Origin of the sequence: Tissierella sp. (assembly GCF_031460495.1) — a bacterium.
Taxonomy (GTDB): domain Bacteria; phylum Bacillota; class Clostridia; order Tissierellales; family Tissierellaceae; genus JAVKTS01.
Window position 1 is genome coordinate 148732 of record NZ_JAVKTS010000003.1, and the last position, 13130, is coordinate 161861.

15 protein-coding genes are annotated in these 13130 nt (G+C 30.5%); all 15 read right to left on the minus strand.

Going from position 1 to position 13130, the window contains the following annotated elements; all coding sequences use genetic code 11:
* Positions 1-33: 33 nt before the first annotated feature.
* The 15 genes from RIN63_RS08310 to RIN63_RS08380 all read right to left on the minus strand — a co-directional run bounded on the left by RIN63_RS08310 (position 34) and on the right by RIN63_RS08380 (position 13067).
* A complete protein-coding gene (locus tag RIN63_RS08310; RefSeq protein WP_310444253.1) occupies positions 34-732 on the minus strand; it encodes an NAD(P)H-dependent oxidoreductase in 699 nt (232 codons plus the stop codon).
* Positions 733-944: 212 nt separating this feature from the next.
* On the minus strand, positions 945-1736 hold the full coding sequence (locus tag RIN63_RS08315; protein WP_310444254.1) for an NAD(P)H-dependent oxidoreductase: 792 nt from the start codon (positions 1734-1736) through the stop codon (positions 945-947).
* A gap of 199 nt (positions 1737-1935) precedes the next feature.
* Entirely contained in the window at positions 1936-2715 is a 780-nt protein-coding gene (locus RIN63_RS08320; RefSeq protein ID WP_310444255.1) for a Nif3-like dinuclear metal center hexameric protein, read from the minus strand.
* A gap of 243 nt (positions 2716-2958) precedes the next feature.
* The gene (locus RIN63_RS08325) at positions 2959-3741 is read right to left on the minus strand and encodes a class I SAM-dependent methyltransferase (RefSeq protein WP_310444256.1); all 783 of its coding nucleotides are present in this window, start codon (positions 3739-3741) and stop codon (positions 2959-2961) included.
* A 45-nt stretch (positions 3742-3786) separates the two neighbouring features.
* Positions 3787-4536 carry a class I SAM-dependent methyltransferase gene (locus RIN63_RS08330; protein ID WP_310444257.1) on the minus strand — a complete coding sequence of 250 codons (750 nt, stop codon included), beginning with the start codon at positions 4534-4536 and terminating at the stop codon, positions 3787-3789.
* Between the two features lie 124 nt (positions 4537-4660).
* Positions 4661-5440: a hypothetical protein gene (locus RIN63_RS08335; protein ID WP_310444258.1), complete on the minus strand. Its 780-nt coding sequence runs from the start codon at positions 5438-5440 to the stop codon at positions 4661-4663.
* A 341-nt stretch (positions 5441-5781) separates the two neighbouring features.
* Complete coding sequence (locus tag RIN63_RS08340; RefSeq protein ID WP_310444259.1) at positions 5782-6672, minus strand: hypothetical protein; 891 nt, start codon at positions 6670-6672, stop codon at positions 5782-5784.
* 169 nt (positions 6673-6841) lie between these two features.
* The gene (locus RIN63_RS08345) at positions 6842-7636 is read right to left on the minus strand and encodes a GNAT family N-acetyltransferase (protein WP_310444260.1); all 795 of its coding nucleotides are present in this window, start codon (positions 7634-7636) and stop codon (positions 6842-6844) included.
* A 185-nt stretch (positions 7637-7821) separates the two neighbouring features.
* Positions 7822-8034 (minus strand): hypothetical protein, encoded by a 213-nt coding sequence (locus RIN63_RS08350; RefSeq protein ID WP_310444261.1) that lies wholly within the window; start codon positions 8032-8034, stop codon positions 7822-7824.
* Between the two features lie 168 nt (positions 8035-8202).
* Positions 8203-9057 carry a GNAT family N-acetyltransferase gene (locus RIN63_RS08355; RefSeq protein WP_310444262.1) on the minus strand — a complete coding sequence of 285 codons (855 nt, stop codon included), beginning with the start codon at positions 9055-9057 and terminating at the stop codon, positions 8203-8205.
* 314 nt (positions 9058-9371) lie between these two features.
* Positions 9372-9836: a hypothetical protein gene (locus tag RIN63_RS08360; protein WP_310444263.1), complete on the minus strand. Its 465-nt coding sequence runs from the start codon at positions 9834-9836 to the stop codon at positions 9372-9374.
* Positions 9837-9908: 72 nt separating this feature from the next.
* A complete protein-coding gene (locus tag RIN63_RS08365) occupies positions 9909-10319 on the minus strand; it encodes a hypothetical protein (protein ID WP_310444264.1) in 411 nt (136 codons plus the stop codon).
* 210 nt (positions 10320-10529) lie between these two features.
* Positions 10530-11282: an alpha/beta fold hydrolase gene (locus tag RIN63_RS08370; protein ID WP_310444265.1), complete on the minus strand. Its 753-nt coding sequence runs from the start codon at positions 11280-11282 to the stop codon at positions 10530-10532.
* 166 nt (positions 11283-11448) lie between these two features.
* Entirely contained in the window at positions 11449-11955 is a 507-nt protein-coding gene (locus RIN63_RS08375) for a GNAT family N-acetyltransferase (protein ID WP_310444266.1), read from the minus strand.
* Positions 11956-12224: 269 nt separating this feature from the next.
* On the minus strand, positions 12225-13067 hold the full coding sequence (locus tag RIN63_RS08380) for a GNAT family N-acetyltransferase (protein ID WP_310444267.1): 843 nt from the start codon (positions 13065-13067) through the stop codon (positions 12225-12227).
* Between the last annotated feature and the right edge of the window lie 63 nt (positions 13068-13130).

Here is a 13130-nt window from a genome sequence, read left to right on the forward strand (position 1 = left end):
TTGATTTCTTTAAACCCTCAACTATATAAATTTTCACCAAGGCTTTCTTGTATCAAGCCATCCGTTTTTTAACCAATGTTCTTTATCGGTAGGATTCCAGTTGTTTGCTTTTTGACTCATTCTCATAATCTGAAACATTAACTTTGTTTTTATTCCTGGTTTTGTCTTGCCAATCTGTTTTGAAATTTTGCTAGCTATTTGAGTAATTTCTTTTTCAATTTTTTGCTTCTTTTCCTGTTTTACAGTTTCCCAGCTTAGAGCACCTACATTTTTACCATAACTATAAATTTTAGGTACTCCCCAATAGAACAAATTATCTTGCAACGATTTTGTTACTCTTTTTGTACCTGCACCTGCAGCAGTGGAGATAACCAATCCAATTTTGCTGAACATTTTAGGATGAGGGCGATGTGCCATCCATCGGTAGCCCATATGGTCAAGAAATGTCTTAAGTTGACCAGTCATTCCGAAAACATAGCAAGGTGATTCTAAAATTAGTAGATCAGCTTCTTCAATAGCCTTTGCAATTGGTTGAACACTATCAGAATGTGGACATTGCTCCTCTCCCTTTGTAAAACAATTAAAACATCCTATACAGAAGGATGGCGCATCCTTTGGCATATAAAATTCAGTTATTTCCGTACCCGCATCTGAAAGCTTGTCTAAAAAAAGTCTCGTAATATTATATGTACTCCCTTTATGCATTTGCCCATGCAAAACTGTAATCCTCATCTTACTTCTTCCCTTCTTGAAAAATTGTAATTCCTCTTATTAAACTATTTTTATCAAACAAGTCCCAAGCGAATATCTCTGATATCATAAATTTTCATTATTGCTGTACAATATCTTAAGATTAGGCTCTGTGTCATTGTGGACATGCATTGTTATATAATATTTGCCTCTGATCCCAGTAACTCCCTAAGTTGATTTCTGATAAATTATATTCATTTTTTGTATGTCACAATCATCTTTGGTGAAAGATATTTTCCAATTCTATAAACTAGTTTTCCAAATACTTTTTTATGTATAGGTAGTGGTATTCCTGAAGCATATCTCATACCAACATACTGTTTCCAAAAAACTCCGTCTTGTGTTTCGTATTCTGTTCCAGGCGCATATTCATCACACATGGCTTGAAATAAATTGAAAGGAATTAAAACTCCAATCTTCGGAGAATGAAGCTTCTTTGATTTTAAATCCATATAAAATGCATTAGAAATTTTATAAACCTTTTTGATGTGTTTTTCTGATGGCTTATAGTCATTCCAACTTAATGCAACTATGGGCAATTGATAGCATTTATTAAATCCCCATCCTGGTAGAGTATTGGCTAAAGATTGTGTAGTACTATTTGCAGAAACACCACCTGTAGTTGAGATAATTAAAGCCTTTTTATCAAAGTATCTTGGACGATGAAGTAAAAATGCTAAATGATCAGTAAGGTTTTTTGCAATGGCAGGAATAGCCCCTTGAAAACAAGAAACACCAAAAATTACCCCATCACATTCTGCAATTTTATCCATGATGGGTTGGATATATTGATTATGAGGGCAAAAGCTATGTCCTTTTCTAAAGCACAAACTACAACCTATGCAGAAAGGAATACTCAATTCGGTTAAATGTATCTCATCAAATTCTACTGTATCATCAAAAGCTTCTATGTAATCTTTTACTTTCTCTGTTAATCGCCAAGTATTACCTCTATGTGGACTGCCGTTGATTATTAATATCTTCATTTCACATATCCCCCATTTTTTAATAGATAATTATGTATAACAAGCTGAGGCTTGAAAAGTCCATCAGCTTTCACAAAGATCATAAGACTTGATGCTAAATCTTTCTCATCATAAAACCATAACCCAAAAATCCATCTCTCCAATTTCCGATATTCTTTTAAAAGAATTAACTTTTTATATCCTATTCTCTCATATACTTTTATTGCACATTTATTATCGGTTTTATATTAGCTTCATAATGCTCTTCATTGAGTTTTACTACTACTAGTTCTTTTATACTCTCATTCAACTTTAACGCTAAACTTTCAATTCCAAAGAATTCTGTGAAAGTATGACTCCCAATGATAAGATTTATCCCTTTAAACTTAGCATATTGAATGGTATACAAATTATGTTCACCTGTAATATATAAATCACACTTGTTCTCAACGGATTCCCTAAGAGCAGCTGTTGAACCTCCATTACCGCAGACTAAGCCTACTCGCTTCACCTTTCTGTCATTAAACTGCCAAAATTTCACTGGTTCTTCAAGTAGCTCTTCAATGTTTTTTACTAATTCATAAAATCCTATTTCTTCATCATATTCTGCGACTCTCCCAAAATATAAACCTTCCCACTCATGGGTTTTTTTAATATCTTTAAAATTTAACTTTTTCAATAAACTTTCGTTTGTTCCAAAGTCACAATCATCAAGTGGTAAGTGATTATAATAGTGACTTATGCCATACTCTGCTAGTTTATTTACACACGCCTCTTTTAATCCATAGATTTCATCCCATGCATCGTGATGTGTGATCATCATATCAACTCCATAAATTCTTGCTTCCTCTATAGTTTCAAGAGTTAAGTTAACACAATATCCTATTTTTTTAACTTTTTTATCTGCATTGTATGTTATCCCAGACTCGCTAAAATAGATTTCTTTGCTTGTTACATTAAAAAGATCATTAATTCTCTCAACTATATATGTTACATCCATATATTTACCCCCTCAATTTCTCTATATCTTGCATTAATATATATTCTCATTTAAAACAGTTTTCAACATCTACTAAAACTACCATATGTTCTAATATTAATCTAACCTCTTTACACAGTAATTCATGATTTCCAATGATTTTGTATTTACTTCATTATGTAATTAGAATAATGTTGAGTCTAATATGATGAACAATTCTCTGTAAATAAATATATTAACTTATTAATAACTCAGTAATTAATTCTACTTCTTTCTTCCAATAAATAATCCATGCTCACTTGTTCCAATTATACTTTTATCTTCACATGTTTTAAAATGCATATCCATCCATTTGGCAAATTCTAAATCACTCAAATTGTTTATAGTATCTCGAATTACAAATTTTAAACCATCAGTTGCAATATTATAAATCATATCTACATTTTCATTTTTAAGAGTTGATTCAACTTCTTCTGGGCTGGAGGCATAAAAAATACTATTCTTTGAATGAAACCCTTTCTCAAGATAGTCATAAAGCATTCTAAAATCCTTTACACAGATATCCCTATATTTAATGATGTTTGCATATCTGTTTATGTATGATACCGCATATATACCATTTGGCTTTAATACTCTTAAGCTTTCAACAATAGATAGTTTTCTTTCATGGGCATCAATCAAATGATAAAATGATCCTAGATTTAAGACAACATCAAAAGTATTATCATCGAACTCTGATAAATCTAAAATGCTACCCTTATATATTTTTTCAAGTAACTTGTTTTCTTCTTGGACATCTTTCATTAAACCTACATTTTTTTCAATTAAGTCTCCTGCAGTAACTTTATGACCATTTGAGGCCAGATAAAAGGCATAAACCCCAGTACCAGCACAGGCATCTAATATTTTAGAATTTGGATTTATTGCTTTTTCTAAATATCTGGTTGTTGTTAAGAATTCTATTCTATTCACATTTGTTCTTTTCAATCTCATATCCTCTTCTGTATTTTCATAAAAACTATATATATCCATATCCTTTAAATCCACTTAATCATCTCCACTCTAAAAATTCTTCACATAACTTTTGTTACTCTAAATCTTCCTTGCTTTTATGATGAACGACAGCGGAAGCTTCTGGGCTTTGTAGGGCGAGTAATATTCAGAAGAAAAATCTACTGATCGTGTTAAAGTTTCTTTGTTAGTTTCTTCAACAAGTTGTTCAATCATAAATCCTGCTTTTGCAAGAGTATTTATGTAGGCTGACATATTGCGGTTTCTAAGTGTGACTGGATTTCCCCGTTGAATATAAGAAAAAATATGTTCATTAAGATAACTTCCTTGTAAAATAATTTTCTCATCCTGAATATCAACACAGCGCATAAGTGGGTGATCCCATGAGAAAATGAAAATTCCATCTTTTTTGAGGTATGTGGCAATATTATTAAATGTCGTTTGCAAATCTACAGTCCAACCAATAGCATAGATTGAATATACCACATCGAAATATTCATTTGGTATTCCACAGTCTGATTCCATAGGAGAGTTAATCAATTTTGCTGTATAACCATTTCCATTTAAAAAATTCCTTGCATTTTCAATTTGCTTTGTTGACATATCAAGCCCCCAAAGCTCAGATGCACCTTTATCTCCACACCATTTTAGTGAATGCCCACTTCCACAACCAATATCAAGTACTTTTTTACCCTGTATATCAGGAAATAGCTTTAACTCATCTTCAGTAGGGATAAGACAACCATATGTAGGCAATGCAGTTGTACCGAACCAGCTATCTGCCATAGCATCCCAACTTTTTTTGTTTTGAATCAATATATTTTCAGCCATATTACCACCCTCCACTTTAGTTTAATTAGAATTTGAAAACAATTCTTTTACATAGGGAGACCCATAGAACAACTCCAATGTCTACTAAGTCTATGTTATAGGATAATTCTACAATAGTCTTTTATCATTTCAATTTGTATATTTCTCCAATTTCCCTCATTAACTTCTTACATACTTCTTTTGCTTCTACAGTTTTTACTTGAATATCATTTAGTGAAGAAATTTGATAATAATATTCAAGCAGCTTCCTATCTTTTTCAGGTATATGGTTAGATATGTGTATTAAATGCAAATCAAAGTACTTTGGTGTATATTTTAATCTAACTAATTCAACCAGAGGATCAGCTACATACTTAAGATAATAAATAAAAGCTTCAAGATAGTTCTTACGCTCAACATATTTTAATACTCTTGAATGCTGCTTATATTTACTCCTGATTTCATCTAAGGCTTTCTGCATTAAATTTATATCTACCTGTTCATAATCTTTTATTATTGTGATAACACCTGATTTATCAAATATTACCTTAGGAAATTCTAGAATATCTCCTTCAACAAATCTAACCTCATCCTTATCTCTACTATGGCTTTGTATACAGAAGTCAATTATCAGATATTCACTAGACCCTTCAATATGGTAGTAGTTTTGATGTATCTTAGGGTGACTATGATCTACATTGAATTTAAAATCCAACTTTCCTAACTTAGAAAATTCCTCTTCAGCAATCTGAAAAATTTTATCTTCATACCCATCTTCTACATCAAGCCAAATATCTATGTCTGAATATTTATCAACGGCATTTAATCCATCTGCACCTTCTAACCAATATGCATGTACTTCCTTCACAGAAATAAACCTATCTTTAATTAAATTAATTATCATGTCTCTATCTATCTTACTCATATCCCTTTTCTCCCAACAATATATTTTCTAAAGGTTTTACCACTAATACTATTCAACAAAACTTTCCAAATTCCTTCTTTTATTAGTTAATATTTTTATTTAAGTGGTGAAAATAGCTTTTAACCTTATTTGTGTAAAAAGAGAAGCTATATTCTAGCTTCTCTTCATCACTCTTATCGTTGTTAGTCTCTATTTAATCTTGCTACTCCTTGGAATTCCTGCACCCTTTATTTTAAACTCAGTACTAATAATTGAGTAAATTTTCTCACTTATAATCAATATTTTAAATTTCTGAATTGCTTATTTGATTTGTATATAATTTCATACTATTTCAATAATAACTAAATCAAAGAATTAATAACTTTAGGTCCCTTAATAATCAACCAATAAAAATGCTCAAAAGTTGTAGATAAACGGTCAAATGTTTTAACAGATGCGGGACTCAGTGCATTCTCCCATTCATCTCGTTTTAATCCTGTATCACAACCTGATAAATAAACATACTGAAGACTTGCACTTATATTATTACTCTCAACATTTTCAGGTCCATAGAAAATGTTATCTTGAAGTATTATATACCCTTCTGATCCATGAGATGCAACAAATATAAAACGTCCATTCTCCAAAGCATAATCTATTGTATTGTTATTCAAGGGTACAACGGCAACACTATTGCCTCCCCAACGATTAATAGCGATAGTTGAATCAAAATAAAATCCAAGAGTAAATACCCACCTTGGTATATACCCCATATCATCATATAATAGAAATATCTCTGCTCCTTCTACCTCTGTTTGAGCTATAGAAGATGAGTGAATTGCTACTATAATTATCAATATAATTAGAAAGTGATGGAATGCTGTTAATACTGTTGAAAACCTTGTATGAGTAAAATTTGAAAATAGCGATATTCTCGGATCACGCCCAATTATTGCACTAACAATTCCTCCTAGCCAAATGATTAAACATATAAATAATAAGCAACCCAATATGTAGAAACAAAGCTCCATTGGTATAGTTAATGCAAGATTACGATAAAAATACACTATAAATGTTTGTATACTAAAACAAATAAAAAAGATTATAAAACTACAGAATAGCAGAAAGTTTATAGCTAATGCTTGTAAGTAATGATAATTCTTCCTAGGTTTTCTATGTTGAATAGCATTAAATAACCAGTGAAATGGTATAAAACCAATATAATAACTAATATTTAATAATTTTTTATACATACCTTCTAACCTCTCTCATCAAAATAATAAATTTCTTTCTTCATAAAAGTATCTAATAGAAAAACATGAATCTATGATTTTTAAATAAGGCTCTACATCTTCTAAAATCTCAACTCCAATTTGCCTTTAGGTAAAAATTTTATTATTTCATATAATCAATAAAAGTATATTAGAAGTAAAATCTAATTAGTCTAGTTTTAGAATAAGCCCCTGCACTTTCCATGCTCTTTTTCGAGTTGTGATTATAATACCAACACCCTGAAAATGCTCTAAATCCATTGTTTTGGACAATGTGTTTCAGGTTTTGTAATATATTTGCTGCTATTCCTTGACAACGGTATTCTTCACAAACATACATACCTATGCTGGCAACATCTTCTATAACTCTTCCATATTGAATAACACCGAAACCAACAACCTTGTTATTATACTCAGCTATGTATATTTTTAGAAAACCAAGTCCCTTCCGAATGCTTTCAATTTCCCCGTTTAGAAAATCGCCGCTTAGTTTCAATATCTGATGATCATTATCAATGTCTGCAAGCCTTAACTGCAATACTTTCTGACGTTCTTTAATTATTTCCTTATCTGTATAAACTGCAAAATATGCTTGTTTTTCAATTCTTGCAAAACTATCAATGCAGTGACTAAGGAAAAATTCATCACCAGTTACAATCATTGCATTTGTAACTGATTCATACTTCTTGACTTTAGCAAATAGCTCTTGTGATTGATTTGCATAATGATTAAAAACATTAAACAGTGTGATTGTAGAACTTTCATGAATAGAGAAATACCCAACAATTTCATTACATAAAGTCATTTTATAATGATTGCTTTCAAGAACATGGTCTTCCCAAAAGGAATCAACCACAATGTTGTTCTTTCTTAGATAATCACTAACAATTTTATGAATTTCCTCCCACCTACACAATTTAAATTCGATTTCTGATATTCCTTCCAAATTACAACCTCCATTCTAGTACTTTTCAAATTACTTAATATATAATGTTTTCATCTAATGTCTGGTTTGCCCGACGCGTCTCTTAATCTGCAAATAATCTGTATAAACTTTTATCCCTTTGTCTTTTATATAATCCATCATTAATTTCCTCCTGGTTATTCTCTTATTTAGAGCCCATACAAATGTTATTGAACTATGCCTTTATATACAAGGAAGCCAGCAATGATGAGTACAATGCTTACAAGATATAAAGCTACAGATGTAACTTCATTTCCTAAATATTTACGTAATAATTTTGTGTTAAAAAAATCCCAAAAGAAACTATATTTTTTATATGTTATAAAACTAAGAAAGAAACCAATTAATATTAGTGTTATGCCACCTCTAACATTATCCATATTAATCCTCCTAATCTCATTTTGGTTTTATTATATATCTATTTAGATAATTATCTCATAGAAGACTTTGATTTTTACTTATTTGTCTACATTATCTGGTTAATTTATTGTTTCTGCTGCTCCTGTATCTCTTACAATATTATTGCCCTCTTTACAGGAACAATATAATTATACCTTTCCCTTAAAGAAACACATATAGGTATCATAGCCTTTATATCCAACTAAAGCAGCACTTTCACTTTCTAAGCCTTCAGGTACGAAATTGAAAATTTTTGTTAAGTTTTCATCCATCCAACTTTTGGTGCTAATATAAAACAGTTCAGCCAACACTTGTTTGTTCTTGTAAGGATCTAGAACCTTACAACCGTATATCTCACCTGAATCTTCTGTTTGCTTCATGGTAAATATACTACCTATAATTTTGTTGTTTTCTAATGCAATATGAACCTTCCACCTATCCATAACTCCATAAATACGATCTGAAAGCCAATAATAATCATGATACTGATTGTCATGAAAGTCCTTATAATCTTCCATTCGCTCTTCACTTAGAAGTTGTATGTTAAACTGAGGTTCAATCGGTACTAATGCATCTTTCGTAACTGACATTTGAATTGTATCATCAGTACATAAAAAGCCGCGAGATTTAAAAAATTCTTGTGAAAGCACATTTGGTTTTGTAGTTCCAATATAGCATTTAAAGCCCTTGAAGTTAGATTCTATATAATCCATCAACTCTGATGCAATTTTTCTGTATTTATGGGATTTATGAATATAAGGACCTTGTACATTAAGAGATTGATCATTTTCATCTACAAGTATTAAAGCCACTCCTTCAAGATTATCTTCTTCCCAAACCCCTAATAGATGACTGCTTTTATACTGCAAACATTTTGAAAGATGAGTTTCAATATCTTTTGCATCTTGATATGGAGGGGTAGTCCTTTTATTTTCATCTTGATATACATCCCAGATATACTCTGAAATAACATGAATATCATCTATCATTATTCTTTTAATCATTTACTTCCTTCCTTCCTTCCATTAATCTATTCTTACTATACCAATAATATTTTGTTGAGATTTCACAAACTAAATCACTATGTCTTATAAAATCTCTATGCTCACGACATCGATGAAACGGACCTAAAAGCTAGACCACCTTGGGAGTGCTCGCACCCGGAGAAGTGATGTAGTCTGACTTGCTCCTTGAATGTTCCCACTAAGACCCTTGAATGAACATGTTGTTATGTGTAGGACTAGTGTAAGCTACTGGGCTATCCATCATAATTTAATTTTATCATTTTAGCAACTTCATATTATACTTATAATAAATACTAGAATTCGAATGTTGATTGCCCAATGTCATTAACAAAAATATCAATCTTATCACCATTACTTAAATTTGGTTTATCCCATAACAAGTAACTTTTACTATGGTAATTTTTGTCTTTATATGTATAGGTATAGTAAACTATGAACGGTGGTTTTTTACCAAACTGTGTCCCTTTTTGTAAAGATATTCTTTCTACTGTACCAACAATTTTAGTTCCAGTTGAAATTAATTCACTATGTAACTTTGCTTGTTTATAGTTAAAAATTCTGAATACTGCTTGTATAACACAAAAAGTTGTTCCCAAAAAACAAAATATTTGTCCTAACAAAATCTGGTCTTGCACAAGTGAATGCGCTGTGGGTTTTATAATATTTGCAAAGCTTAAACAACCAAAGATAATAAATGCCAATCCTAAACACAAAAATATAAATGCTAATAAGTCACTCTTATATTTAGGCTTCTTCATAAATACACCTCTTTCTGTTATATAAATAATCTTTGCTAACTTAATAGCAATTTTTAATACTCTAAACTATATTTAATCTAGTAAAGCTTTATATTCATCTAAATCATCAAATTTATCCCCAAAACTAAAGAGTGTATCATTATTACTAACATTTTTCATGTTAATTGGTTTCCCATCATTTAGCTTACTAATAGCTATCTCAAAAAAATTATCATCGTTTAATTCTACTTCAAAATTTTGCCTGTTACTTTTTATTCTATATAAATTTGCATTAACTTTTTCATAAGTTCCTTTGTCAACCTCTCTATTATCAATCCATTCAATAAAACTATTATCTTCTTCTCGAATTTGTATTTGAATAATATGATTCCCAATCATTTCACTTTGATAAAATCCTTTTAAATGTGGATCTTCCTTAGATAACAATTTCCACAATATCAAAATAATTACCATAAATAAAATAAGAAATTTTAACCTTTTCACAACTTTCCCCCTTGATTTTTCCTTGAATACTGCTACTGCTATATCGCAACATTTTTCAAAATATCCATATGCAGTTCCTCAATATATGTCTCTCTTTTCAACCTTTTTTCAACAAGACTGTAAAAACTTGAACGCTAGCACGAACGATCATGCTTTGTTAGAGGATACCTTGACCACTTAAATCTTATGTTACTCATCAAAAATATATTATTAAAGATATTTCTTAAACCAATCTACTGTCAAATTAACCAATGTATCAAGATGATTAAGAAAACTATGGTCTGCTCCATTAATAACTTCTATTTGAGAATCTATTGAGAGTAAATCAATTGCTTCTTTTGATCTTTCATAAAGTAAAATTTCTTCTTCATCATTATCTCCATGAATTAGTAATACTGGACATTTGACTTTTCTCAATAATTCATTTTGATTAATTAGTTCAAATCCTTCTAATATTTTTCTATCTATTATTATCGTCTCTCTTTCTTCTCCAGAAATATTTTCTGTTATATATCCTTTGTCCTTCAATTCTTCCATTTGTTCTTTTGTAAAAAACTCATTCCAGTTATATTTCATAGAACCAGTTAAAGCTCCTGATAAAACCATTGTTATTATTTCAGGAGTATAGCTTTTCAAGCAAATTAGAGTTCCAAGACTGTATCCATATAATGCAATTTTTTCATACCCTTTTGATTTTATATATAAAATAGCAGATTTTAAATCATCTACTTCTTTTTCAATAGTCAAACTATCATTATCACTTTCTCCACAACCACTAAAGTCAAAAGCTAAAGCACTAAAACCACATTCGTTAAAAGCTATGGCAAGCTTTTCAAAACGCCCTCTTGAATACTTATTCGACATAAATCCATGGCACATTATGATTATATGTTTTGAATTGGATTGATATAGATTTCCAACTAATTTTAAGTTTCTTGAATTTCTAAATACTACTTGTTCCATGCTTTTTCCTCCTGAAAATCTGTTCTGATATTAAGGTGTCTTGTAATGTTCCTGCTTACTGATGTCCCTAAGCTTTAAGCTCTCAATTATTACTTACTAAAAAATACATAGTTTCAATTCTTGTCCCAAGTATTTAGAGCATACTACTAAACCCCATTTTTTGGCACTATACTATATGAATAATTTCTTTACTAAACTCTTCTACAATCGAACCATCATCAATTTCAAATACCTTACACGATATAAACCCATTTTTCACCAATATCTGTTTCGATGCTAAATTATTAGGATCTGTTATTGCAATCACTTTTTTTATCGTCTTTATCTTTTCAGCCTTTTTAAGTAACTCATATATAATTTTGCTTCCGTATCCTTGGCCCCAGTACTCTGGGAGTATCATATATTCAATTTCTGATTCTGTTAACTCGTTATTTATTGTTATCGAACCTAATCCAATAAAAATGTTTTTATTCTTATTAAAAACCTTGAAATATCCAAAGTCTTCATGCTTCACATTGTTTTTCAATATTCCTTTATAAGTTAAATTTGCTTCCTCTAATGAAAATACCCTTCCATAATTCATCACCATTACTTTTTCATTTAAAACTAACTGTAAATAATATTCAAAATCAGCTTCAGAAAGATACTTTTCAAAGTATATCCCATTATGCATTTTCTCTCCCCCTTTGCCTATGAAAAATCGTCTATCAATTATACTTAATAAGTTTTAAATCAACAATTTAATTTTTACTAACTTTTGGATATCAATTAATGTTCCGTATTTGCGATATCCCTGAACGGGACCAATGCATTACCCCATATTGGGGCTCTGCTCCAGGTGAAGGGATATGGTGCACAATGCCCTAAGATTACGCCCGAGTGCACCCTTGCGCAAATATATTGTTAGGTGAAGTGTCTCTACTGTTTCACATGTGAAGCATATCATTTAATAATTAGTTTTCTAGCATCTTGTGCTTGTACAACTTTAAATCCTATGTTTTCATATAGCTTTAGTGCTTTTTCATTACTAGCTAATGTATTCAAATTCACACTTGTTGGATTCTGTTCTAAACCTCTATTTATTGTAAATTCTAAAATTTTCTTACCATAACCTTTGCCTTGGTACCTGATACTAACAAATAATAAATCAATCTCAGCATTTTTAACCATTGAGGCTCCTACAATTTCATTGTTTTCAAAAAATAGATAAATATTGTCTTTTTCTTGAAGTGTTGCTCTTCTATTATTTTCAATCGCCTCTTTACTCGCACTTAGATACCAATTATATGGTTTAATATCATTTTCCCTTCTTAATACTGAGAAGGATTCACTTTCAAGCCTTATCTTATCCTCGTAATACTTGTCTTCATATTTTACTGCACGAATATCAGGTTCATTAAATCCATCTCCCTTATATTCAAAACGATATACAGAATACCAATATTCAAATCCAATTTCATCAAATAACTGTTGCCAATTTATGTTATCTTTCACATGAAAAACTTTAATAGAATTTATAGATCTCTCTGTAAAAAGTTTTTTAGCTCCTTCCCATAGTTTTAAGCCCACAGGTCTTATTAGTTCATTAGATATAACGCCCATTTCCATATAGCAATAACTACCATCCAAAACTAAATGCATAAACCCTTGAATTCCATTATTATCATATACCAAGATTTTAGATGCAGATTTTAAAGCTTCAATTTCTTCAGGCATTGCCTTGTATTCTAATGTATATATCCTAATTATTTCATCAATCTCAGATTGTTCGTAATCTCTAATCATACTTATTCCCCTTTTTCTTTAATTAACTTTAATTTGAATAATGTATAGCAAGTTTCCTACCAA

Bases quoted from the DNA above. Each gene is read 5' to 3' on its own strand.
- RIN63_RS08340 (WP_310444259.1), bottom strand. From the start codon at position 6,672: ATGTATAAAAAATTATTAAATATTAGTTATTATATTGGTTTTATACCA.
- RIN63_RS08355 (WP_310444262.1), bottom strand. From the start codon at position 9,057: ATGATTAAAAGAATAATGATAGATGATATTCATGTTATTTCAGAGTAT.
- RIN63_RS08360 (WP_310444263.1), bottom strand. From the start codon at position 9,836: ATGAAGAAGCCTAAATATAAGAGTGACTTATTAGCATTTATATTTTTG.
- RIN63_RS08310 (WP_310444253.1), bottom strand. From the start codon at position 732: ATGAGGATTACAGTTTTGCATGGGCAAATGCATAAAGGGAGTACATAT.
- RIN63_RS08335 (WP_310444258.1), bottom strand. From the start codon at position 5,440: ATGAGTAAGATAGATAGAGACATGATAATTAATTTAATTAAAGATAGG.
- RIN63_RS08330 (WP_310444257.1), bottom strand. From the start codon at position 4,536: ATGGCTGAAAATATATTGATTCAAAACAAAAAAAGTTGGGATGCTATG.
- RIN63_RS08320 (WP_310444255.1), bottom strand. From the start codon at position 2,715: ATGGATGTAACATATATAGTTGAGAGAATTAATGATCTTTTTAATGTA.
- RIN63_RS08370 (WP_310444265.1), bottom strand. From the start codon at position 11,282: ATGGAACAAGTAGTATTTAGAAATTCAAGAAACTTAAAATTAGTTGGA.
- RIN63_RS08350 (WP_310444261.1), bottom strand. From the start codon at position 8,034: ATGGATAATGTTAGAGGTGGCATAACACTAATATTAATTGGTTTCTTT.
- RIN63_RS08380 (WP_310444267.1), bottom strand. From the start codon at position 13,067: ATGATTAGAGATTACGAACAATCTGAGATTGATGAAATAATTAGGATA.
- RIN63_RS08315 (WP_310444254.1), bottom strand. From the start codon at position 1,736: ATGAAGATATTAATAATCAACGGCAGTCCACATAGAGGTAATACTTGG.
- RIN63_RS08375 (WP_310444266.1), bottom strand. From the start codon at position 11,955: ATGCATAATGGGATATACTTTGAAAAGTATCTTTCTGAAGCTGATTTT.